Source organism: Salinicola tamaricis (assembly GCF_003006155.1).
GTDB lineage: Bacteria > Pseudomonadota > Gammaproteobacteria > Pseudomonadales > Halomonadaceae > Salinicola > Salinicola tamaricis.
Window position 1 is genome coordinate 1350319 of sequence record NZ_CP023559.1, and the last position, 21819, is coordinate 1372137.

The 21819-nt window shown below is 66.5% G+C and carries 20 protein-coding genes and 3 pseudogenes; 7 read left to right on the forward strand and 16 right to left on the reverse strand.

Going from position 1 to position 21819, the window contains the following annotated elements; translation table 11 throughout:
* Both CN538_RS06300 and CN538_RS06305 read right to left on the reverse strand, forming a co-directional pair.
* Positions 1–501, reverse strand: coding sequence for a DUF421 domain-containing protein (locus CN538_RS06300; RefSeq protein WP_106418887.1), 501 nt, complete (start codon positions 499–501; stop codon positions 1–3).
* Between the two features lie 117 nt (positions 502–618).
* Positions 619–1518, reverse strand: a complete 900-nt coding sequence (locus tag CN538_RS06305) for a LysR family transcriptional regulator (RefSeq protein WP_106418888.1) — start codon at positions 1516–1518, stop codon at positions 619–621.
* Positions 1519–1686: 168 nt separating this feature from the next.
* Here CN538_RS06305 and CN538_RS06310 point away from each other — a divergent pair, with 168 nt between their 5' ends.
* The 5 genes from CN538_RS06310 (at position 1687) to CN538_RS06330 (ending at position 6760) form a co-directional block, all read left to right on the forward strand.
* Entirely contained in the window at positions 1687–2727 is a 1041-nt protein-coding gene (locus CN538_RS06310) for an amino acid ABC transporter substrate-binding protein (protein WP_106418889.1), read from the forward strand.
* Between the two features lie 42 nt (positions 2728–2769).
* Complete coding sequence (locus CN538_RS06315; RefSeq protein WP_106418890.1) at positions 2770–3927, forward strand: amino acid ABC transporter permease; 1158 nt, start codon at positions 2770–2772, stop codon at positions 3925–3927.
* Positions 3928–4059: 132 nt separating this feature from the next.
* Positions 4060–5034 carry an amino acid ABC transporter permease gene (locus tag CN538_RS06320; RefSeq protein ID WP_242495595.1) on the forward strand — a complete coding sequence of 325 codons (975 nt, stop codon included), beginning with the start codon at positions 4060–4062 and terminating at the stop codon, positions 5032–5034.
* Entirely contained in the window at positions 5031–5807 is a 777-nt protein-coding gene (locus tag CN538_RS06325) for an amino acid ABC transporter ATP-binding protein (protein ID WP_106418892.1), read from the forward strand. The genes CN538_RS06320 and CN538_RS06325 overlap by 4 nt, the downstream gene beginning before the upstream one ends.
* Complete coding sequence (locus tag CN538_RS06330) at positions 5804–6760, forward strand: isoaspartyl peptidase/L-asparaginase family protein (protein WP_106418893.1); 957 nt, start codon at positions 5804–5806, stop codon at positions 6758–6760. Before CN538_RS06325 ends, CN538_RS06330 begins: the two co-directional genes overlap by 4 nt.
* 60 nt (positions 6761–6820) lie before the next feature.
* On the opposite strand, the gene CN538_RS06335 is transcribed toward CN538_RS06330, so the two are convergent.
* Both CN538_RS06335 and CN538_RS06340 read right to left on the reverse strand, forming a co-directional pair.
* Complete coding sequence (locus CN538_RS06335) at positions 6821–7156, reverse strand: DMT family transporter (RefSeq protein ID WP_106418894.1); 336 nt, start codon at positions 7154–7156, stop codon at positions 6821–6823.
* Complete coding sequence (locus CN538_RS06340) at positions 7153–7500, reverse strand: DMT family transporter (protein ID WP_106418895.1); 348 nt, start codon at positions 7498–7500, stop codon at positions 7153–7155. Before CN538_RS06340 ends, CN538_RS06335 begins: the two co-directional genes overlap by 4 nt.
* Before the next feature lie 195 nt (positions 7501–7695).
* Between CN538_RS06340 and CN538_RS06345 the strand changes: the two genes are divergently transcribed.
* A complete protein-coding gene (locus tag CN538_RS06345) occupies positions 7696–8283 on the forward strand; it encodes a TetR/AcrR family transcriptional regulator (RefSeq protein WP_164999520.1) in 588 nt (195 codons plus the stop codon).
* A gap of 6 nt (positions 8284–8289) precedes the next feature.
* Here the strand turns inward: CN538_RS06345 and CN538_RS06350 are convergent, their stop codons facing one another.
* The 5 genes and pseudogenes from CN538_RS06350 to CN538_RS06370 all read right to left on the reverse strand — a co-directional run bounded on the left by CN538_RS06350 (position 8290) and on the right by CN538_RS06370 (position 12920).
* Positions 8290–8892: a class I SAM-dependent methyltransferase gene (locus tag CN538_RS06350; protein ID WP_106418897.1), complete on the reverse strand. Its 603-nt coding sequence runs from the start codon at positions 8890–8892 to the stop codon at positions 8290–8292.
* A gap of 113 nt (positions 8893–9005) precedes the next feature.
* Positions 9006–9752 carry a co-chaperone DjlA gene (djlA, locus tag CN538_RS06355; protein ID WP_340638280.1) on the reverse strand — a complete coding sequence of 249 codons (747 nt, stop codon included), beginning with the start codon at positions 9750–9752 and terminating at the stop codon, positions 9006–9008.
* A 10-nt stretch (positions 9753–9762) separates the two neighbouring features.
* A pseudogene (locus CN538_RS06360) lies at positions 9763–11743 on the reverse strand (1-deoxy-D-xylulose-5-phosphate synthase).
* An 18-nt stretch (positions 11744–11761) separates the two neighbouring features.
* A pseudogene (locus CN538_RS06365) lies at positions 11762–12661 on the reverse strand (polyprenyl synthetase family protein).
* Positions 12651–12920: an exodeoxyribonuclease VII small subunit gene (locus CN538_RS06370; protein WP_106418898.1), complete on the reverse strand. Its 270-nt coding sequence runs from the start codon at positions 12918–12920 to the stop codon at positions 12651–12653. The pseudogene CN538_RS06365 and the gene CN538_RS06370 overlap by 11 nt, the downstream one beginning before the upstream one ends.
* A gap of 407 nt (positions 12921–13327) precedes the next feature.
* On the opposite strand from CN538_RS06370, the gene serA reads away from it, so the two are divergent.
* Positions 13328–14578 carry a phosphoglycerate dehydrogenase gene (gene serA / locus CN538_RS06375; protein WP_106418899.1) on the forward strand — a complete coding sequence of 417 codons (1251 nt, stop codon included), beginning with the start codon at positions 13328–13330 and terminating at the stop codon, positions 14576–14578.
* Between the two features lie 167 nt (positions 14579–14745).
* Here serA and CN538_RS06380 read toward each other — a convergent pair whose 3' ends face one another.
* The 7 genes and pseudogenes from CN538_RS06380 to CN538_RS06410 form a co-directional block, all read right to left on the reverse strand.
* Positions 14746–15192, reverse strand: coding sequence for a group I truncated hemoglobin (locus CN538_RS06380; RefSeq protein WP_106418900.1), 447 nt, complete (start codon positions 15190–15192; stop codon positions 14746–14748).
* A 14-nt stretch (positions 15193–15206) separates the two neighbouring features.
* Entirely contained in the window at positions 15207–16076 is an 870-nt protein-coding gene (locus tag CN538_RS22125) for a DUF3034 family protein (RefSeq protein WP_207233735.1), read from the reverse strand.
* 168 nt (positions 16077–16244) lie between these two features.
* Positions 16245–17536, reverse strand: a pseudogene (locus CN538_RS06390) (putative bifunctional diguanylate cyclase/phosphodiesterase); the annotation flags it as partial.
* Positions 17537–17550: 14 nt separating this feature from the next.
* Positions 17551–18522 carry a cache domain-containing protein gene (locus CN538_RS06395; protein WP_106418903.1) on the reverse strand — a complete coding sequence of 324 codons (972 nt, stop codon included), beginning with the start codon at positions 18520–18522 and terminating at the stop codon, positions 17551–17553.
* Positions 18523–19221: a cupredoxin domain-containing protein gene (locus tag CN538_RS06400; RefSeq protein WP_106418904.1), complete on the reverse strand. Its 699-nt coding sequence runs from the start codon at positions 19219–19221 to the stop codon at positions 18523–18525.
* 193 nt (positions 19222–19414) lie between these two features.
* Positions 19415–19594 (reverse strand): hypothetical protein, encoded by a 180-nt coding sequence (locus CN538_RS06405; RefSeq protein ID WP_106418905.1) that lies wholly within the window; start codon positions 19592–19594, stop codon positions 19415–19417.
* Positions 19595–19706: 112 nt separating this feature from the next.
* Positions 19707–21773 (reverse strand): TonB-dependent receptor family protein, encoded by a 2067-nt coding sequence (locus CN538_RS06410; RefSeq protein WP_106418906.1) that lies wholly within the window; start codon positions 21771–21773, stop codon positions 19707–19709.
* Positions 21774–21819: the final 46 nt, after the last annotated feature.

Sequence of the window (21819 nt, forward strand, 5' to 3'; positions counted from 1 at the left end):
TCAGCGCGGCGGCACACCCTCGACGCCGGCCAGCGCCGAATCGCTGGTCCCGGCGTCGGGGATCACGCTGAAGGTGCCGTCGGTCTCCAGCACCACGGCGTGAACGCTCTCGACGTCGGCGATGCCGCGCTCGCGCAGCGCGGCCAGGATCTCCACCGCCACCACCCGCTCGCGGGCCATCGCCGCGTGGCGCAGGGTGCCGTCGTAGAGCAGCAGGGTCGGGCGCGACTTGACCAGGTCCTCGACCCGCTTCGAGCGCACCGAGGTGAAGGTGATCACGAACTGCAGCGCGACGATCAGCACGAACGCCACCACGCTCTGCGCCAGCGACACCGTCGGCGTGATCAGCGCCGTGGAGAGTGTCGAGCCCAGGGCGATGGTGATCACGAAGTCGAAGGCGTTCCACTTCGACAGCGTGCGCTTGCCGGAGAGCCGGATGATCACGACCAGCGCGACAAAGCTCAGAAAGCCGACGATGAGGGTATGGGCAATGGGGGACAAGAGCAGGCTCCGCTGAAGACAAGAACTCTCAGGCTAGGCACGAGGATTCGTGTCTTCCATTCCCGAATCCATATAACAGTCGACTATCGATCTGATGCACCGCTGAAATCGCGCTATTCATCGCGTTACGGAAGGAACACTGGTCATCATCAAACTTTGCCAGAAGACGTCAGCTTTCGCATTTCTGCTACCTAGCCAGCGAACCAGAATGATCTCGAGATGTTCCGATGACATCTGAGGGTATAGTCTGACCAGGGTGCCGTCGGCGATCGACGCCGCAACCATGCTATGCGGCATGCAAGCAATGCCGTGCCCCATCGAAACCATAGGCTTGAGCGCCTCGGAGACGGTCGCCTCGAAGACCCGCTTCAGCCGGTGCGGCTGCGGGTGACGACTGACTTGATCGCGCGACAGGGCGTGCAACTGCGCGCTACGAGAGTAGGTCAGCCAGGGAATGGCGCTGTCCCCCGTCAGGCAAGCAGCGGCCAGTGAGGGCGTTCCGACCCAATATAGTTCGTCGTGCCCAAGCGACAGCACTTCGAAATCCTCGCGCTGGAAATAGCGTTCGGACTCCTCGTCGCGATAGAACAGAATGAAATCGCAGCGCCCCGACATCAGCGCCATGTAATAGTTTTCGGTGGTCTTGTGGCCGGTATCGATCCGCGTATACAGCGGGTTACTGGCGCTGGTGTAGCGGGAAATCCATTGCGGAAAGAAATTGCAGGCCAGCGTGTGCAAAGAGGCAAACGTCAACGGTCGATCTATGACCTTGACACTCTGCTCGCACTCCTTGGCCAGACGAACCAGTTCCAGGGCCGTGGGCAGCAGCGCATCGCCGGCGGCGGTCAGCCTCACCGGCGTGGACTGCCGATCGACCAGCGTCACGCCCAACTGCTTCTCGAGCAGCCGAATACGCCGACTCAGCGCGGACTGGGAGCAGTTCCGCAATTCCGCGGCGGCGGTGAACTTGCCAGTATCGGCGAGCGCCAGAAAATCGGCGTACCAGGCGACTTCCATATTAGGTTATTCAAATGTTCGATGGTGGATGCAACTTCCCGGATCAATCGCTGCTGTTCTCTCCTATCGATTCTACGTAACTTGACCCGGGAAGATAGCGCAAAAAACCGAAATCGCTCCAACGCCAAAAGCGCTTTCCCGGACACATTACAATCGAAAGGTTCGATCATGCATAACAAGAAATGTCTGACGGCGACTCTATCGCTCATCGGCCTGCTGGCCGGTCCCTGCATTGCCGGGGCGGCGCAGGCCGGTACGCTTCAGGACGTCCAGCAGCGTGGCTCCATTCGCTGTGGCGTCAGTAGCGACAAGGCCGGCTTCTCGTACCTCAGCGACGACGGTCACTGGAAAGGCATGGACGTGGACCTTTGCCGCGCCGTCGCCGCCGCGACGCTGGGAGACGCCAGCAAGGTCGAGTACGTCAGCACCTCGTCGAAGAACCGTTTCACCGCGATCTCCTCCGGAGAGATCGACATTCTGTCGCGCTCCACCACCTGGACCGCCTCGCGGGATGCCAATCTTGGCGCCGACTTCACCACGCCTTGGTTCTACGATGGCCAGGGTTTCATGACCCACGCCGAATTCGGCATCAGCAAGATCGAGGATCTCGACGGTGCCACTTTCTGTCTCTCCCCCGGCACCACCTCCGAGCAGAATCTCGCCGACTACTTCGGACGCAAGGGACTGAACTACAAATCGGTGGTGATCGAGAAGAGCAGCGAGCTATACAGCGCCTTCCAGAAAGGTCGCTGCGACGCTATCACCAACGACCTGACCGGTCTGGCGGCGCGGCGCACCCTGTTCGCCAACCCCGACGACTACACCATATTGCCGACCATCATCTCCAAGGAGCCGTTGGGCGCCTACGTCTCCCAGGGTGACGCCCAGTGGCGCGACATCGTGACCTGGACCGCCTTCGCGCTGATGAACGCCGAAGAGCTCGGCGTGACCTCGGCCAACGTCGACCAGATGCGCGACGCCCCGGTCGCCGACAATCCCAAGATCGCCCGTCTGCTGGGCACCGACGGACACATCGGCGAACGCTTCGGTCTCGGCAACGACTGGGCCTACCAGGCGATCAAGCAGGTCGGCAACTATGGCGAGATCTTCGCCAACAACGTTGGCCCCGACACGCCGCTCAAATTCGAGCGTGGTCTCAATCGTCTGTGGACCGACGGGGGGCTGATCTACCCCGCGCCGATCCGCTGACCCCGACCGTGCCGCCCGCAGCGGGCGGCTTGGGATTTTTCCATGTTCGTGACTCGACGTCTGCAAAACGCTCGCGTGCTCAGCGCCGTGCAGCAGGGGGCCGTGCTGCTACTGGTGGCGGCGGTCTTCTACTGGCTGATCCACGAGGCGAGCGTCAATCTCGATGCCAAGGGCATCGCTTCCGGGTTCGGTTTTCTCACCGATCGCGCCGGCTACGACATCACCTTCCATCTGATCGACTACACGCCCAACGACACCTATTTCCGCGCCTACCTGGTGGGATTGCTCAATACCTTGCTGGTGTCGCTCATGAGCATCGCGCTGGCCACGTTGCTGGGTGTGCTGCTCGGCGTCTGCCGGGTCTCGGGCAACTGGCTGATCAGCCGCCTGAGCTATCTGCTGGTCGAGTTCCTGCGCAACGTCCCGCTGGTGGTCCATCTGATCTGGTGGTACAGCTTGGTGCTCGCCCTGCCCAGCGTGCGCCAGGCGATCGAGCTCTTCGACGTCGCCTTCCTCAGCAATCGCGGGCTGACCATCCCCTGGGCCAGCGACGGTTCGCTGGTCGGCTGGGGTCTGCTGTGGCTCTGCCTAGGGGGTCTGCTGGGTAGCCTGGCCATGGGGCGCTATCTCGCCCGTCAGCCCTGGAAGGGGCTGGGGCCGTCGCGCTGGCCGGCGATCCTCGGCGGCGCCATCGCCCTGCCGTTGCTGTGCTACCTGATCAGCGACGCCCACTGGGAGTGGGACGTACCGGTATCGCACGGCTTCAGTTTCGCCGGCGGCGTGGCGCTGACACCCGAACTGCTGGCGCTGTGGCTGGCGCTGTCGATCTACAGCTCGAGCTATATCGCCGAAATCGTGCGCGGGGCGATCCAGTCGGTGCCGCGCGGGCAGTACGAAGCCGCGGACGCCCTGGGTTTCCGTCCGCGCAAGGCGATGGCCAAGCTGATCATCCCGCAGGCGATCTATCCCATGATCCCGCAGATCACCAGCACCTATCTCAACATCATCAAGAACTCCTCGCTCGGCGTCGTGGTGGGTTTCATGGAACTGGTCTCGTCGACCGGGGGCACCACGCTCAACCAGACCGGGCAAGCGATCGAGTGCATCGCACTGGTGATGGCGACCTACTGCGTCTTCAGTCTGGTGACATCCGCGCTGATGAATTTCTACAACCACCGTGTCGGCCTGCGCACGCATTGAGGTTTTGACATGACGACAACGACGCTCTCCACGCCGACTTCATCGCAGACCCTACCGCCACGTGTGGCCAGCCGGGCCTGGGGTTGGGCACGGCGGCAGCTGTTCCCCTCTCCGCTGCAAGCATTACTGTCGATGGCTACGCTCATCCTGAGCGGCTGGTTCGCCTACGTCGCACTCGACTGGCTGGTGTTCTCGGCCACCTTCGTCGGCACCAGCCAGGCCGACTGCACCGGCGATGGCGCCTGCTGGCTACCGATCACCCAGCGCCTGGGGCTGTTCGTCTACGGTTTCTACCCCGAGACCCAGCGCTGGCGGGTCGACATCGCCTTCGCCCTGGCCGCTGGGGTCTTTCCACTGCTCTACATCAAGCGTATCGACCGCCGCTGGACGCTGGCGTATCTGGTGCTGCTGCCATTCGCAATGTGGTGGCTGCTGAAGGGCGGACCGGGCCTGCCGGACATCTCCTCGACGCGCTTCGCCGGCATCTTGGTGACGGTCTTCCTGGGCGTGGTGGGCATGGTCTTCGCGCTGCCCATCGGCATCCTGCTCGCCCTCGGCCGCCGTTCCAAGAAGCCGGTCATTCGCGTGCTGAGCGTCCTCTACATCGAGCTGATCCGCTCAGTTCCGGTGATCACGTTGCTATTCATGGCCTCGCTGATGATCCAGCTGTTCCTGCCTTCGGGCTGGAACCTCGACATCCTACTGCGCGTGCTCGCAGTACTCGTGCTGTTCACCGCGGCCTATATGGCGGAAACGGTGCGCGGCGGCCTGCAGGGCATGCCAAAGGGCCAGTACGAAGCCGCTGCCGCGCTCGGATTCTCCTACTGGAAGGCGATGGGGTTGATCATCCTACCCCAGGTGCTGCGCAACACCATCCCGCCGCTGCTGACCCAGTTCGTGGGGCTGTTCAAGGAAACCACGCTGGTGATGGTGGTGGGCGTGCTCGATGTCGTCGGTATCGCCATGAGCACTACCTCCACCCCCGAATGGATCGGCCGAGAGAACGAGGTCTATCTATTCCTGGCCCTGTTCTTCTTCGCGATCTGCTTCGCGCTGTCGCGCTACGCGCGCTATCTCGAACGCCAACTGGAGAAGAGTCGCCAATGAGCAAACCAACGCCAGTCACGGCCGATTCCACGGTCGTGCGCATCGAACATCTGAACAAGTGGTATGGCGACTATCATGCGCTGAAAGATATCTCGCTGACCGTCTCCGCTGGCGAGCGCATCGTCGTCTGCGGGCCTTCCGGCTCGGGCAAGTCGACCCTGATCCGCTGCATCAACCAGCTCGAGAAGCATCAGCGGGGCACGATCGAGGTGCTCGGCGAGACCCTCGACGACAACATCAAGCGCCTGGAGCGAATCCGCCGCAGTGTCGGCATGTGCTTCCAGCACTTCAATTTGTTCCCGCATCTCACCGTGCTCGAGAACTGCACGCTGCCGCAGACCGCCAACCTGCACGCGCCCCAGGCAGAGGCCATCGAGCGGGCGCTGACGCTGCTCGACAAGGTGCAGATGCGTGATCACGCCAACAAGTATCCCGGCCAGCTTTCCGGCGGCCAGCAACAGCGGATCGCCATTGCCCGCGCGTTATGCATGCGTCCCCGTGTGATGCTGTTCGACGAGCCGACTTCGGCGCTCGATCCGGAAATGATCGCCGAGGTGCTCGAGGTCATGGTCGACCTGGCCCAGGAGGGCATGACCATGATCTGCGTGACGCACGAGATGGGCTTCGCCAAGAAGGTCGCCGACCGCGTGGTGTTCATGGATGGCGGCGAGGTCATCGAACACGCACCACCGGCCCGCTTCTTTCAATTCCCGGAATCGTCGCGCACCCGGCGCTTCCTCGACCAGATTCTCGATCATGGAGTTAGTGCATGAAGTCACCCATCGCCTTGGCCATTCACGGCGGCGCCGGCGTCCTCAAGCCCGGCCGTCTCAGCGAGCGGGAAGAAAACGATATCCACGCTTGGCTGCATCGTGCCATCACCACCGGCCATCGTATCCTCGAAGCTGGTGGCAATTGCCTCGATGCGGTCGAGGCGTGCGTGGTCGAGCTCGAGCTCTGCCCTTGGTTCAACGCTGGCCTGGGGGCCGTCTTCACGCAAGCCGGTGAACACGAACTCGACGCTGCGATCATGCGCGGCAGCGACCGCAATGCCGGCGCCATCGCCGGCGCGCGCCACGTGCGCCATCCGATCTGCGGCGCGCGCCAGGTGATGGAGCATAGCGATCACGTGATGCTCGGCGGCCGAGGTGCCGACGACTTCCTGGAGTCCCGTGGCATGACACCTGTCGACAACGACTACTTCGATACGCCACTACGCCAGCAACAGTGGGAGGAACATCGCCACTCGAACGGCGCCACGGCTCTGGAACCGACGCATACAGAAGGCCACAAGTTCGGCACGGTCGGCGCCGTGGCACTGGACAGCCACGGGCACGTCGCCGCCGCTACCTCGACCGGCGGCATCACCAACAAGCGTTACGGGCGGATCGGCGATACGCCGTTGATTGGTGCCGGTACCTGGGCGGACGATCGCTCCGCCGCGATTTCCGCCACCGGGCACGGCGAGTATTTCATTCGCACGGCGGTAGCCCACGATATCGCCGCGCGCATGCAGCATGGCGGCGCCGATCTGGCGACGGCCTGCGACGATGTAGTGCATGGCGAACTCAAGGCGATCGGTGGTGACGGTGGCGTCATCGCCGTCGCCCCTGACGGCGATACCCGCCTCGTCTTCAACACGCCGGGCATGTACCGAGCCTGGCGCGACGAGAACGGCGTCTTGCACACCGCCATCTACGCCGATGACGATCGCCAGTATCTTTAAGCCCTAGCCACCTGCTGGGGCAGCCTCAAGCCTTCGTTACCGCCCCAGCCATCGTGTTCTTCAGCTCGCCAGTTTCAGCCCGACCACTGCCACCACGATCAGGCCAACGAAAGCGAGCCGCAGCGGCCGGCGCGACTCTCCCCACAGCCACATGCCCATCAGCGTGCTGCCGAGGGTGCCGATACCGGTGAAGACGGCGTAGGCGATGCCCATGTCGATCGAGCGCATGGCGATCGACAGCAGTCCCAGCGAGCAGCCGAAGCCCACGCCGAGCAGCGCCACGCCACTGGCACGCTGGCCGCGGTGCAGGCGTGCGAAGCCGCTCACGCCGACGATCTCGCAGGCGCCAGAGGCGAGCAGCGCCAGCCAGTGCCAGGTGGTGATATCGAGCGTCATGCGCTCACCTGCTGCAGCCCGATCACGCCCACCATCAGCAACACCAGACAGCCCAGCACCGGCCACTGGAAGGCCACCCCGAACAGCAGCCAGTCGGCGATCACGGTGCCCGCCGCGCCCATGCCGACGAACACCGTGTAGACGGTGCTGGTGGGGAGATAGCGCACGGCGCGAGAGGCCAGCCACAGACTGGCCACCGCCAGACCGACCGTGAGGCCCCACTCGAGGGGGCTGTCGGCATGCTTGAGCCCGCTGGCCCAACCCACCTCGGCGAGCCCGGCCAGCGGCAGTAGCCCCCAGCGGGCGCGCAGACGGAAACGTCGATCTCTGTATGTTCGGCTCATGCGGGTTCTCCCGTGCTCGTCTCGGTCGAATGACCGGACTGACCGCGGATCGGCGATACAGGCTTTGTCACTACAATCTTCGTCACGACAGTCTTTGTCGCTGCAGCCTTGCTAACTAACGGTCGTTAGTTTATTGATACCCATCAACTCTGGCAAGCTCTCGCTTTTCGTCGCCCCCTCGCCCAGGAGTGCCGCTTGGACACCCGCAGCCATCTCAAGCAGATCGCCCTGACGCGCTTCGCCCGCCACGGCTACGAGGGCGTCAGCCTGGCCCAGATCGCCGCCGAGGCGGGTATCAAGAAGCCTTCGATCTACAACCACTTCGAGAGCAAGGCCGCGCTCTTTCTCGAACTCGCCGACGACGCCGAGAACACCATTCTGGCACTGGTGACGGAGAGCCTGGCCAGCCAGCGCCAGGCGCCCTTCGAGCAGCGCCTGCGCCATCTGGTGGAGTGCTGCTGCACCATCTCCTACCGTGAGCATCAGGGGGTGTTCTACAAGCGCTTTTTGCTCTTTCCGCCCCAGGAACTCAGCCACGAGGCGCGCGCACTCAGCGCCCGCGCCGAGCGGCGCCTCGACCAGCGTCTGGGCGAGATCTTCAGCGCCGGCCAGGCGGATGCCGCCCTGCACCCGGCACTGGACGAAGCGGCCTTCATCGCCGCTTTCTACTGCCTGGTGGATTGGGCTGCTGTCGGAAACCTTCATGTACGACAAGGCTGCGCTGGCGCGGCGCTTCGAGGGCGCGTGTGGCAGGTCTTCTGGCGCGGCGTGCGCGCAGGCTGAACGGCACTACTCAGGCCGGCAGCGGTTGCGCCAAGCCTGATAGCAGTGGCGGTTGCGCGCCTGGGCCACCACCGAGTGGGTGCGCAGGCCGGGGATATCGGCGGTGGCCAGGCCGTCGAGCGCGGCGATGGTATCCGGCGGGCAGGCGTTACGCGGGGCGATGTCGTTCCAGCCGAGCAGGAACAGCCCACCCGGGCGCAGGCAGCGGCTGGCGCCGGTGAAGGCGGCTTCGATCGCCGCCGGATGGTCGAGCCCCCAGCCCAGCACGCCGTTGCAGATCACCGCATCCAGCGAGGCGGGAGCGATATGCGCATCCACGTGGGCCATGTCCGCGACGATATGGTGCGCGCCGCCGAAGACCGCCTTGGCCGGGTCGATCTCCATGGTGATCACCGCGGCCGAGGGCAGCAGCGCGGGGTAGTGGCGGGTGTACCAGGCGCAGCCGACCAGCAGCACGTCCGCCACCGCCGGGTCGGCGTCGAGCGCCGGCAGCACGCACTCTTCGAGTAGACGGCGATCGCCGTAGCGGTAGCGCAGCACCAGGCCGCGCCGGTCGATGGCGCCGAGCAGTCTGGCGGTGGTGCGATAGAAACCGGCTTTCCCTGGCATGCAGGACGTCCTGTGGTCACCGCGATCCGGCTCGATCCTATCCAAGCCGGGGCACGGCGTCGATGCCGACCGCGGCGGGCGGCGTCAGGCGCGGCTCTCGCGCTGCTTGCGGATCACTTCGTAGGCGTTGCTGATCTCGGCGGTGCGTTCCTTGGCTCTGCGCCTCTCTGCTCCGGCAGTCCCTTGCCGGCCAGCTTGTCGGGGTGGTTCTCGCTCATCAGCTTGCGATAGGCACGCTTGACCTCGGCGTCGCTGGCCTCGTCGGAGATGCCCAGCACCCGGTAGGCGTCCTCCAGGCTCTGACCGCTGCTCGCCTGGCTGCCACCGGCCTGATGCGGGCCACCGCGCAGCATCGCCTCGATCTGCTGGATCTCGGCCTCCGAGAAGCCCAGGCCACGGGCCACGCGCAGCAGCATGGTGTGCTCGGCTTCGTGCATCTGACCGTCGGCGGCGATCGCCGCCAGCTGCACCTGCAGGAAGACCTGCAGCAGCGCGCGCTGGCCGCCGGTGACCCGGCGGATGGTGGCAACCTCGGCATCGAGATCGAACTCGGGGCTCTTGCCCCGGTTGAACGCCGCCTTGGCCCGCTCGCGCATCTCGCCACTGAGGTGCAGGCGATCGAACAGCATTTCGGCGGTGCGGATCTCGTCGCGGGTGATATGCCCGTCGGCCTTGCAGATGCAGCCCATCACCGCGAAGGTGGATTCGAGAAACTGGTGCTGGATGCCCACCACCCGCCCCACCACGGATTGGCGCAGCTTGCGGCTGATCCACCAGCCGATCCCGGCCCCGATCAAGAGACCCGGCAGCTTGCCGGCCAGGTAGCCGATGAAGGCGCCGATCAGAATGGCAATAGACATGGAAGTCCTATCAGTTGTCGTTGACGTTCAGGCGGGCGCGGATCGCCGCCTCGATGCCGGCGGCGTCCAACCCACAGTCGCGCAGCAGCTCGGCCGGCTTGCCATGCTCGACGAAGGCGTCGGGAATGCCCAGATTGAGCACCGCCGGTGTCAGCCCCTCCGCCGCCAGCAGCTCGTTGACGCCGCTGCCGGCGCCGCCGGCGACCACGTTCTCCTCCAGCGTGACCAGCAGCTCGTGGGTCTGCGCCGCGGCGACGATGGCATCGCGATCCAGCGGCTTGACCGAGCGCATGTTGAGATGCGTCGCCCCGAGCCGCTCGGCGACCTCGGCCGCCGGCGTGTTCAGGCTGCCGAAGGCGAGCAGCGCCACGCGTTCGCCCTCGCGCCGGGTCTGCGCGCGGCCGACCGGCACCTGCGCCTCGAGATCCTGAGGCAGCTCGCTGCCGGGGCCGGTACCCCGGGGTAGCGCACCGCCGCCGGGCCGGGTGGTGATAGGCGGTGGTGAGCATGGCGCGGCATTCGGCTTCGTCCGCCGGCGCGAGAATCACCAGACCGGGCACACAGCGCAGGAAGGAGAGATCCAGCGCGCCATGGTGGGTCGGGCCGTCTTCGCCCACCAGCCCGGCACGGTCGATGGCGAAGGTGACATCGAGATGCTGCACCGCGACGTCATGCACCAACTGATCATAGCCGCGCTGCAGAAAGGTCGAGTAGATCGCCACCACCGGCTTCATCGCCTCGCAGGCCATGCCGGCGGCCAAGGTCACCGCGTGCTGCTCGGCGATCGCCACGCGTCGTAGTAGCGCTCGGGATAGGTCTGCGAGAAACGGATCAGGTCGGAGCCCTCGCCGATCGCCGGGGTGATGCGATCAGGCGCGTGTCCGCCGCCGCCATGTCGCACAGCCAGTCGCCGAAGACGTTGCAGTATTTGCGCGGCTTCGGGCGCAACATCTCTTCGCTGCGCGGTTTTGGGGGCAATGAATCCTCGGGCTTGGACGTCGCGGCTGCCGCAGCGGGCGCGCGCTCGGCATCGACCCGCGGCGGCGCCGGCGGCTTGCGCTCGAGTTTGGTGATGGCATGAAAGCCGATCGGGTCGGCCTCGGCGGGCCGGAAGCCGCGCCCCTTTCGCGTGCGCACGTGCAGGAACTGCGGCCCCTCCTGGTCACGCAGCGCCTCCAGCGCCTGATTGAGCGCGGCCAGATCGTGGCCGTCGATGGGGCCGATGTAGTGAAAGCCCATCTCCTCGAACAGCGTCGCCGGGCTGATCATGCCCTTGACGTGCTCCTCGGTGCGCCGCGCCAGCTCCAGCGCGCCGGGCAGATGCGAGAGTACCCGCTTGCCGTTCTCGCGCACCGCCGCATACGGCTTGCTGGTGAGAATGCGGGTCAGATAGCTGGCCATGCCACCGACGTTCTCGGAGATCGACATCTCGTTGTCGTTGAGCACCACCAGCAGGTTGGCCTTGACGTGGCCGGCGTGCGCCAGCGCCTCGAAGGCCATGCCGGCGGTCAGCGCACCGTCACCGATCACCGCGCAGGCGCGGCGCTTCTCGCCCTTGGGCGGGCGCTCAGCGCCATGCCCAGCGCGGCCGAGATCGAGGTGCTCGAGTGGCCCACGCCGAAGGTGTCGTAGGGTGACTCCTCACGCCGCGGGAAGGCCGCCAGGCCGCCGTACTGGCGGATACCGGTGAGCGCGTCGCGGCGGCCGGTGAGGATCTTGTGCGGATAGGCCTGATGGCCGACATCCCACACCAGGCGGTCGTGGGGGGTCTGCAGCGCGCGGTGCAGCGCCACCGTGAGTTCGACCACGCCAAGCCCGGCGCCGAAATGGCCGCCGCTGACACCGACGCTGTAAAGCAGGTAGGCACGCAGCTCGTCGGCGACCTGGCGCAGCTGCGCCAGCGTCATCCGGCGCAGCCCGGCCGGCGCATCGAGCGTGTCGAGCAGCGGCGTCAGCGGGCGCTGTGTGGGAATCTCGTCGAACAGCTTCATAGAATAGGTCGTTACCGGTCAGTGATCGCGATCGATCATGAAACGGGCCAGCCACGCCAGCGGCGCACCCCGTCACCCAGCGGCGCCAGCGCCGCGAGGGCTTCGTCGAGGAGCTCGCGGGCCCGCGCCTGGGGCGATCCAGCCCCAGCAGCGCAGGATAGGTCGGCTTGTCGCGGTGCGCATCGGCACCCGAGGTCTTGCCCAGGGTCTGGGTATCGCCGGTGACGTCGAGCACGTCGTCGTGGATCTGAAACGCCAGGCCGATGGCGGCGGCGTAGCGGTCGAGCGCTGCCACCCGCGGGTCGCTCTCGGCCACCGCCACCAGCGCCCCCAGACGCACCCCGGCGCGGATCAGCGCGCCGGTCTTGTGCTGGTGCATCGCCTGCAGCGCGGCGAGATCGAGCGGCGTACCCACCGCAGCGAGATCGATCGCTTGCCCCGCCGCCATGCCGTCACGCCCGGCGGCCTGGGCCAGGGTGGTGACGAGCGCGGCGAGGCGCGGGTGCTCGCGGGAGGCGAGCACCTCGAAGGCCAGAGTCTGCAGCGCATCGCCGGCGAGGATCGCCAGCGGCTCGTCGAAGGCGCGGTGCACCGTAGGACGGCCGCGGCGCAGGTCGTCGTCGTCCATCGCCGGCAGGTCATCGTGGACCAGCGAGTAGGCGTGGATCATCTCCAGCGCGGCGGCGGCGGGGTCGAGCGCCTCGCTCTGCGCCCCCAGCGCTGGCCGGCGAGGTAGACCAGCACCGGGCGCAGCCGCTTGCCGCTGCCGAGCACGCTGTAGCGCAACGCCTCGTCGAGCGCCGCCGATATCCCCGGCGAGCGCTCCAGCCAAGCCGCCAGCACCTGCTCACTGCGCGCCCGCGCGGCGGCGACGGCGGCTTCCGGCGGCGTCCGCTCGCGCGCGTGCTCAGGGCTCATGCGGCGGCTCTCCAGCGGTCTCGAACGGTACCGACTGTAGCGTGGCGTCGGCCTGCTCGAGCAGCGCCTGCACCTTGAGTTCGGCGCCATCGAGGCGGCTCTGGGCGTCGCGGGTCAGACGGATGCCGCGCTCGAAGGCGGCCAGTGAGGCTTCCAGCGTCAGTTCGCCGGATTCGAGCTGCGCTACCAGCCGCTCCAGTTGGGTCAGCGTGGTGGCGAAGTCCTGGGGAACGTCCTGTTCGGCCATCTTGTCAGACATGGTGCACTCATAGCGTCGCTCCCAGTGCCTCGCGCGGGCGCGAGCGGGAGCCGGGTCGAGGGCGCGGCGGCCAAGCCACCGGCACCAAGCGAAAACGGTCTTCGAGTATACACCGCCGCCCCCGGGGGTCGTCTGCCCTCGGGGTGAAATCGTCGCGCGGTTTGCGCATTGTCGGCGTCGGTTCGGCCCAGTCTCGGGTGCCTGCCACGACACGCTCACGATTGCACGGCATTCATGTCTGCGTGCGTCATTTTCATCCTCACCCGCGACGTCTGTGTTACGCTATGCGCCCGCTGGCGGCGGCCTCCCGACCCTGTGTGAGCTCGCGCGACGTCCGCTTTCGCCGACGGATTTCCCATCACCGCGACGCGCTCGCGACAAGCCGATGAAGAAAGGTTGATCCCCCAATGGCCAAGACGTCTCTGGACAAGAGCAAGATCAAGTTTCTGCTGCTCGAGGGCATTCATCAGTCCGCCGTGGATTCGCTGCTCAACGCGGGCTACACCAACATCGAAACGCTCTCCACCTCGCTCAGCGAAGAAGAGCTGATCGACAAGATCCGTGACGTCCACTTCATCGGCATCCGCTCGCGCACGCAGCTCACCGAGCGGGTCTTCGCCGCCGCCGAGAAGCTCACCGCGGTAGGTTGCTTCTGCATCGGCACCAACCAGGTCGACCTCGACGCCGCCCTGGCGCGCGCGATCCCGGTATTCAACGCGCCCTTCTCCAATACCCGCTCGGTGGCCGAGCTGGTACTGGCCGAGACCATCATGCTGCTGCGCGGCATCCCGGAGAAGAACGCCCGCGCCCATCAGGGCGGCTGGCTCAAGTCGGCCAAGAACGCCCACGAGGCGCGCGGCAAGACCCTGGGGATCGTCGGCTACGGCAGCATCGGCGCACAGCTCTCGGTGCTCGCCGAATCCCTTGGCCTCGACGTGATCTACTACGACGTGGTCACCAAGCTGGCGCTGGGCAACGCCCGCCAGGTGGGTAGCCTCGAAGAGCTGCTGGCGCGCGCCGACGTGGTCAGCCTGCACGTGCCCGACCTGCCCGCCACCCGCTGGATGATCGGCGCCGAGCAGATCGCGCTGATGAAGCAGGGCGGCATCCTGATCAACGCCTCGCGCGGCTCGGTGGTCGAGATCGAACCGCTGGCACAAGCGCTCCAGAGCGGCAAGCTGCTGGGCGCGGCGATCGACGTGTTCCCGGTCGAACCCAAGGGCAGCAACGAGGAGTTCGTCTCGCCGCTGCGCGGTCTGGAGAACGTGATCCTGACCCCGCACATCGGCGGCTCGACGCTGGAAGCCCAGGAGAACATCGGCATCGAAGTGGCCGAGAAGCTGGTCACCTACTCCGACAACGGCACCACCATCACCTCGGTGAACTTCCCCGAAGTGGCACTGCCCTCGCACCCGGACAAGCACCGCCTGCTGCACATCCACGAGAACGTGCCCGGCGTGCTCTCCGAGATCAACCGCGTGCTGTCGGAGAACGGCATCAACATCGCCGGCCAGTTCCTGCAGACCAACGACAAGGTCGGCTACGTGGTGATCGATGTCGACAAGGCCTACGGCCCGCAGGCGCTCGACGCGCTCAAGCAGGTCAACCACACTGTACGCCTGCGCGTGCTCTACTCCGAGACCGACTACCGCGCCTGAGTCCGGTATCGCGCCTGAGACCCGGCGCTTATTGCCAGACCTTCTGATGACGGGCGCCGGATAGGCCCACGTCTGCAGATAAGAGGCCCGCGCCACCCGGCGCGGGCCTCGGCGTATCTGGCCGGCGGTTCACGGTCTAGCCCCCTTATCACCCTCTGGCCGACGGCTCACTGATAGCGCATGACCGCGGCGTGCTGCGCCGCCAGCCGTTTGAGCAACTGGTTGCGCGCCGAGGCGGAAATCGGTTGGTCTAGCAGCGTCGCCTGGAGCGCATCGACCAGGCGGTTGAAGTCGGCCTCATGGATGCCCATGTGCTGGTGCGCCTTGTCCATTGGCGCGCCGCGGTAGACACAGGGTCCATCACTGACCACGCACAGGTAGTCCGCCAGAGAGCCGACGAAGTAGTCGATATTGGTGTTGGCGAAGAACGCTACCAGTTCGGGGTCATCGGCAAGGCGATAGGCGAAGTCTTCGACGATGGCATGAATGCCCTGCTCGCCGCCGAGCTGCTGATAAAGGGTCGGCGCGGGCTGCGGCTTCGCCCCGGCACAGCCACTCAGGGCACACGCCAGCAGTAGCGCGGCCAGGTATCCACGCGTCGAGATCGGATACATCACAAGCTCCCCCGTCAAAGCGCCAGTTGCAGCGAGAGATAGCCGCCGCGCTGGTTCTTGAGCCCGGCGATATCGCCAAGATCGAGCCAGGCACCGGTCAGCGAGAGGTGGCGGGTCAAGAACAGCGCGGTGAAGACGTCCTGCCACGCCTGCTCCTCGGCAAAGCCGAGATTGTCGGGCTTTTGCCGATACTCCACCCCGACCGCCCAGGCCGGAGTCAGGAACAGCCCCAGCGAGCCTTCGGCTACCAGCGAGCGCCCACTGTCGCGATCGCCACCGAAGCCGAGCAGCCCACCCTGATTGGCGCGGGTCGAACGCAGCGTCAGGTTGGCCAGCAGGTTGCGCCCGGCCACGGCGTCGAAGAACAGCTTGCTGCCGGCCAGATAGAGATCGTTGCCCTGGGTCGCCTCGGCGCCCACGGCCCGCGCCAGCGCCTGCCCCTGGTCGAGCCGCTTGTGCTGCACACCGAGACTCCAGCTGCCCCAGGGGTGGTAGAGCGGGTCGCCGAACAGGCGCAGCTTGACCCCATAGATCTCCTGCTCGAGCACGCCGCCCAGAGTGTCCAGCGTCAGCCGCTGGCGGGCGTAGGAGAGCGCCACCCGGTCGTGCCAGTTGACCCCCACCCCGCGCACGCGCAGGCCGTAGTCGTTTAGCCACGCCTCGCTGGCGGCCACGGTCACTGCCACTTCGGTATCGCTGGCGGTACCGGCGAGCACGCCCCAGGGTGATAGCCCGCCACCGGCGGCGCCCTCGATCTGGGTCACGCCGCCGGTTCCCAGCAGGCGACTCCCCGCCTGTACCGGGGTGACCAGCGCGGCGGCGGCCAGCAACGCGGTGGCACCCAGGGCCAGGCGCCGGCCCCAGCGGGATATACGTCTCGCCATCAGGCGGTGCCTCGCAGGATCATGGTGTCGACTCCGGGGTGGCACGCAGGGGTTGGCGCACGCCAGGCGGATAGGCGGCGATCCACTCGGCCACGGCGGCCGCGGGCAAGGGCGCGAGATGCCGTAGCCCTGCAGATAATCGCAGCCGAGCTCGACCAGCAGCGCCCGCGCGGCGTCGGTCTCGACGCCCTCGGCAACCACCTCGAGCCCGAGGTTGTGGCCGAGTTCGATCGTCGAGTGCACGATGATGCGGTCGTCGGACTGCTGCTCGAGCTTGAGAATGAAGGATTTGTCGATCTTGAGCTGGCGCACAGCCAGGCGCTTGAGCTGGGCCAGCGAGGAGTAGCCGGTGCCGAAGTCGTCGATCGCGGTGCTGGCGCCGCGCCGCGATAGCTCGGCCAGCACCCGGCGCGATATCTCCGGGTCGGAGATGATCGCGCTCTCGGTCACCTCCAGCCCCAGCCTGGCCGGGTCCAGGCCATGCGTGGCCAGCGCTGATCGAGCCGCTGCGGCAGTCCCGGATCGATCACATCCTGCGCCGAGAGGTTCACCGCCACCGCCAGGCACAGCCCCTCCTCGGCTTCCCAGACGGCCAGCTGCCGGCACACCGTGGTCAACATCCAGCCGGTCAACTGGGAGATGAGACCGGCGCTCTCGGCCAGGGTGATGAACTCGTCCGGCGGAATGAAACCAAGCTCCGGATGCTGCCAGCGCATCAGCGCCTCGAGCTCGACCAGCGCGCCGTCGGCGGCGGCGATCTTGGGCTGGTAGACCATACTCAGCTGACCCCGCTCGGCCGCCAATTGCAGATCGCGCACCAGCGTCATTTCGCGCAGACGTTTCTCGTCCTGCCCCTCCACATAACGCAGATAGCCGAGCCGCTGCTGCTTGGCCATGTCCATGGCGACCTCGGCCCGTCGCAGCAGCAACGGTGCGCTGCGTCCATGTGCGGGGAAATTGACCTCGCCATAGACGAGCTGCAGGCGCAGCGGCGATTGCTCGAGCTCGATCGGCTGCGCCAGCCCCTCACGCAGCGAGGTCAGCCAGTGGGCATCGACGGCCGCTGAGTCGACCAGCAGCAGGAACTCATCGCCCCCCAGGCGATAGGCGTGACGCACCGGTGCCGGATAGGTGGCAAGACGCTTCGCCAGCCGGCGCAGGGCCTGATCGCCGACGGCGTAACCGAAAGTATCGTTGATATGGCGAAAGCCGCAGATCGACAGCCGCAGCAGCGTCAACGGCTGCCCCGCCGCGACCGCCTCGGCAATGTCCTGCTGCGCCGAGTGGCGGTTGGCCAGCCCGGTGAGCTGGTCACGCCGCGCCTGCTCGCGCTGCTGCCGCTCGCGGCTCTCGATATCGCTCTGCATCGCCACCAAGGTGCGCCCGAGCAGGCCGATCTCGCCGCCGCTGTCGGTCGGCACCTCGGTGATCCGCTCGCCACGTCCGATCCTTTGGGCCACCTGTGCCAGGCGGATCAGGGTCGTGACATGCTGCGTGCACTGAAGGCAGCGACCAGCGCGGTCAGCGCCAGCGTCACGGCGAAGATCGCCGCCAGCCGCCAACCGAGCGCCTGGAACACCGCCAGCAGATCCGCACGCGGGTGCTCCACCACGGCATAGACCTGGCCACGACCTGTATCAGAGGCGGACTTGGAGATCATCAGCGGCGAGGCGAGCACCAGCGCGTCCAGCCTGGAGTCGACGCCGCTGTGGTGCAGATACTCACCGCGCGCCAGATCCGCGCGCAGCGCGCTCACCGCCGTGGGCGGCACCTGGGCCAGCGCGCCGGCGACATATCCCTTCATACCGCCCGAAATATCGCCCGCTGCATCGTCTAAGGCATCGCCCGGTGCCCCCGATGTCTGCTCCGCGCCACTCACCAGAAAACTGACCTGCAGTCGGGTCAACCGCGCCATCTCATCGGCCAGCGGCGTATCGAGCAGGAACCCCATGCCGACCCAGCCGATCAGATTGGGCGCGCGTACCGGCAACATGACGAACTGATAGGGGCGCTGATCCTGCAGCACCACGCCGGTCGCCTCGCCGGCCTGACGTACCTGGCGCCATAGCCGTGGGAACGGCATCGGCGTGCCCGGGGCGTGGTGGCTACTGGCCACGATGGTGCCGTCCGGCGCCGCCAGCAGCACCATATCGGCGCCCACCCGCTCACCATGGTTGGCCAGCACGCTGGCCAGCGTACCCTGGTCCTGGGAGGCAATCGCGCTCTTGAAGCCGAAGTCCGAGGTCAGGATGCCGACGCTGTCGCGCAGCTGCTTGCCGCGCTCGTCGAGCAGCTGGCGCATCACCCCGAGCCCCACCTCCAGCTCGCGCCCGCCCTTTTGCATGACATCGCGATGGATGGTGCCCAGGGTGGCGATGGCGGCGACCAACTGGGCCACGGCCATTACCGCCAGCATGATCAGCAGCAAGCGTCGGCGAAACGACACTCAGTTGGCCTGCGTCTGTTCGAGCGCGCGCTGGAAGCGCTGCTGCAGCGCCGAGGGCGCGGGTACCGGGGGCAGACTCGCCGCCAGGGTGAGCGCCACCTCGCGGGACTGGTCGGCCACGATCTCGCCCTCCCACCACTCGAGATGCGTATCCTCCAGGCGGGGGTGCCATACGCGCAGCCGATGCTGGCCCGGCGGCAGATCGAAGACGGCGCGACCATCGTCACCGGTGAGCGTGCGATAGGGCGCATCGCTGACCACGATGAACGCTTCCATCGCATCGTGGATATTGCAGCCGAGCACGACCACGCCAGCGTGGTCGAAGCGCTCCGGCGGCGGCGTCTCCTGGAGATAGAGATCGAGGCTGAACGGGTGCGCCGGCGAAAAGGAGTAGACCTGATGGCGGGTGGTATCGCGATTGGGAAAGCTGACCTCGGCACCCACCGGTATCAGCAGCACGTGCGGAATGAACGTGGCATGGCGCTGTACGACCTGATAGCCGCCGGCGGCCGCGCGGGTGGCGCCCGCCGAGGACGGCGCGTAGATCTCGACCACCGCCTCACTGAGCGGCACGCCGGTGGCGGCATCGGTGATCTGAAGCTGAGCGCTGGCGGCGGGGGCCGCCCACGTCAACAGCATCAGCGCCAGGGCCGCCAGCGGTGCGCTCAGGGTCCAGCGGTGCGAAGGGGTCGGGCACATCTCGGCGTTCTCGCTCGGCGGCGGCGCGCGGGCAGCGCGGCCGCCCGCCGATCTGCTCGCGCGCCGCCCGCCTCAAAGGGGTGGCAATACGTAGAACGTCTATCGGCGACTCGATCTCGAACTTTACTTCACCCCGTCGCATGCTCCGCAGCGACTCGTGCTGCGCTGTTCCGGCGGGGTGAACGGCAGGCGCTCAGGGCAGCTCGCCGCTCCCCTCCTGCCCGCGGGTAGCATCTGCCGGATTGGCGGTGGGGCCGTCCTGGGGCACGCCGGGCTGGACCTCGCGCTGGCCATCGGCGTAGGTGTTGACGGTGCAGCCGGCCAGCAGTGACAGCAGCAGCGCAGCCAGGGCAAAAGAGAGCAGATGACGCATGTTAGGTTCCTCGTGATCCCGTCGGGCACCCCTCGGGTAGCCCGGTGTCGTTATGCTTGATGCCTAGGGGGGTACGAACAGCCGGCGAGCGCAGGCCATTTTCGGACGAAGCCTAGAAGTCCAGCCCTATACCAGCATAGACCGTTCGGCCCGGGGCTGGCTCGAAGTAGCGCGCATTGCTGGCATTGATGCGCACGTTGGCATAGTGCTCCACCGCGAACAGATTGCGGATACCGACATAGGTCTTGAGCCAGGTATCGCCGCCGAGATGCCAGCCGTCGCCACCGCGCAGATTGACCAGCCAGTAGTCGCCGACCGTTACCTCGCCGGCGTTGTCCGCCACCATATCGCCCACGTACTGGGTCTCGATGCTGGCGAAACGCTGGCCTACCCCCTGCCAGCTCAGGCGGTTGACCCAGGTCTGCTGCGGCAGACCGGGGATACGCTTGCCGTCGTAGCGACCCTGGGTATCGGAGAAGTGGTCGAAGTGGTAGCGCGCCAGCGTTAGGGCGCTGTCGAGGCGCCAGCTGGGGGTGAACTGCCAGCCGAGCGCGACCTCCAGGCCATCGCGCTCGCTGTCGCCGGCATTCTGGTAGAAGGTGCGCCCGGACTCACCCTCGTAGGGCACCAGCTCGTCGCGCACCCGCACCGAGAACAGCGCGACGTCGTAGTCGAAGCCGTTGGCGAAGCTGCCGCGCGCGCCCAGCTCGCGGCTCCACGCCTTCTGCGGCTCGATATCGCCATTGAAGCCGCCGGCGCCGCTGGGATTGGCGAACTCGGAGAAGGTCGGCGTCTCGTAGGCGGTGGCGGTGTTGGCATAGAGCTGATGGTTGGCACGGTAGCGATAGCTGATACCCGCGCTGGTGCTCCACTGATCGAAGGTCCGCTCGCCGCTGTCGTCACCGTCCTCGTTGGCGGGATCGATATAGGCGTCGTCGATCTTCATCCTGACCCGGTCGTAGCGCCCACCGAGGGAGAGCGTCCAGCGCTCGTCGAGATCGAGATCGCCCTGCACGAAGGTTCCCAACGAGGTTGCGGTCTGGGTTTCGTCAGCCGTCGTGCCGGTGACCACGCCACTGAAGGCGACGTTCTGGCGTCCGCGATCATCGCGCTGATGCGCCACATCGATCCCGGCGACATAGCGCAGCGGCATCTGCCCCAGGTGCACGGTCTGGTGATACTCGGCGCTGCCGCCATAGTAGTCACGCTGATAGTCGATCAGGCTATCGCCGGGATAGGGCAACTGCTGCTCGAAGTCGCGGCGCAGATAGAAGCTCTTGAGATAGAGCGCGCCGGGCCCCGCCGAGCGATCCTCGTACTGCAGGCCGAACACCTGCTGATCGACGTTCTGGCCGGTGTCGTACTTCTCGGTGAAGGCCCCGGCCTGATCGCGATCCTCGTGGACCTGCTCGCGGGTCAATCCACCGGGATCTTCGGAGCGCGGGTTGTCGAGCAGATTGACGATGGCGGTGAGCGCACGCTCGCTATCTAGCTCCCGGCGCAGCTTGGCGTTGAGCAGGTACTTCTCGGTAGCGCTGTGGTCGCGGTAGCCCGAATAGTCGAGGGCCGAGAGGCTGATATGGTGCGACCAGGGGCCATTGACCCCGCCGTTGCTCACTGCGTACTTGCGATAACCGTGACCCCCCCCCTCCATACGAATATGGCTACCCGGATCGTCGCGCCCATCCGCCGTGGTCACGCTGATCACCCCACCGGCAGCATTGCCGTACTGCACCGCGGCCGGCCCGCGGATCACCTCGATGCGTTCGGCACTGTCGAGGTCGATGGCATCGAGCTGTGCCTGGCCGTCGGGCAGCGTATAGGGGATACCGTCGACCATCACGGTGATACCGCGCACACCGAACGGCGCCCGCGCGCCGAAACCGCGGATGGCGATGCGCTGCCCCTGGGCGAAGTTGTTGCGGTTCTGCAGATAGAGGCCGGGGACGAGATCGAGCGACTCGTCCAGCCTGACCCGCTGCTGGCCCTGCTGGATCGCTTCGCGGTCGACCACGGAGACGGCCGCCGGCGTGGCATAGAGTTCCCGCGCCAGGCGTGGCGCGGTCACCTCGATGACCGGCTGGGCCACGGGCGCGGCACTGCCTGCCTGGGCCAGCGCACTCAACGGCGCGAGCAGCATCCCGGCGCCGAGCGCCCGGGAAAGAATTCGAATTGTCATGGCGTTCCCTGCGAGATCCCCCGTTCTAGCGCGACGACGGCGCGGC